The sequence below is a fragment of the Deltaproteobacteria bacterium genome (assembly GCA_011773515.1).
GTDB lineage: Bacteria > Desulfobacterota > Deferrimicrobia > J040 > J040 > WVXK01.
The window spans coordinates 128,927-129,995 of the sequence record WVXK01000057.1; the positions used below are offsets into that span (position 1 = coordinate 128,927).

Genomic DNA, 1,069 nt, shown 5'->3' on the forward strand with positions numbered 1-1,069 from the left:
TTTTCTCGATGGACGAGCTGGCCAACGGGACCTACCGGTCCGAGTGGAACCTCTCCGGCGAGATCACCCTGTCCGGCGGCGAGTGGAAGGGCGCATCCGTTGAAGGCTCGGCCACCGTGACCAGGGTCAAGATGTCCGGGCACGTCGCCTTCGGAACCGTTGACGGCGAGCCGGCAGCGGCCGTGATCCTCGTCGCCGATCCCGGCGGCAGCGGCACGTTTTACGACCTGGCGCTGGTAAAGAGGGTGGAGGGAAGGGCGGTGAACGTTGCGACCGCCCACCTGGGCGACAGGGTGCGGATCCATTCCCTTTCCATCGAGGATGGGAGAGTTGCCGTCGATTTGACGGCACACAGGCCGGGAGATCCGCTGTGCTGCCCGACCTTAAGGGCGGTGCGCTTCTATTCCCTGTCGGGCAGCGGGCTGGCAGCCGACGAGAGCCGGAGTCAGGTCGTCCCTGGCGGGGAGCTGAGCGGCACCCTCTGGAAGTGGCAGCGAACCCGGTACAACAACGACACCGAATCTGTTCCCCCGGACCCGGACCACTACACCCTCGAGCTCGGCCCGGAGGGACGTGTCGGCATCAGGGCCGACTGCAACCGCGGGGGCGGCACATACAGGATCGAGGGGAATCGTATCTTAATAGAGATCACCCACACCACGAGGGCAGCCTGCCCGCCGGAATCGCTCGAGGGTACCTACATCCGCGACCTGAACGGGGCAGCCCTGTTTTTCTTCAGGGGGGATTCCCTCTACATCGACCTTGTGTACGACACGGGGACCATGCAGTTTTCCCGGTGACGGCTCCTAACCCGTCACCTGACGTTGCCCGGAAAGGAAAAGAATCCGGAAATGGCGGAAAAGGGCATTTTTCCCCTTGACAGGAATTTCGGGAACTGTTACTTAATGAATGAATATTCATTCAATAATATGATAGTGGACCCAACCATAACAGAGGACCTCCATTTTAAAAGGGAAACCGCTGGGGAGGGAAAGTCGATGAGAAGTGCATTGAGGGGGTACGGGATACTTATCCTGCTGATCGCTGCCGTCGCGTGGGGGGCGTGCGG

General features: G+C 61.1%; 1 protein-coding gene. It reads left to right on the forward strand.

What is annotated here, in order from left to right; translation table 11 throughout:
• Positions 1 to 800 (forward strand): META domain-containing protein (locus GTN70_06480; protein ID NIO16632.1); only part of this gene is annotated, 800 nt, incomplete at its 5' end.
• Positions 801 to 1,069 lie beyond the last annotated feature (269 nt).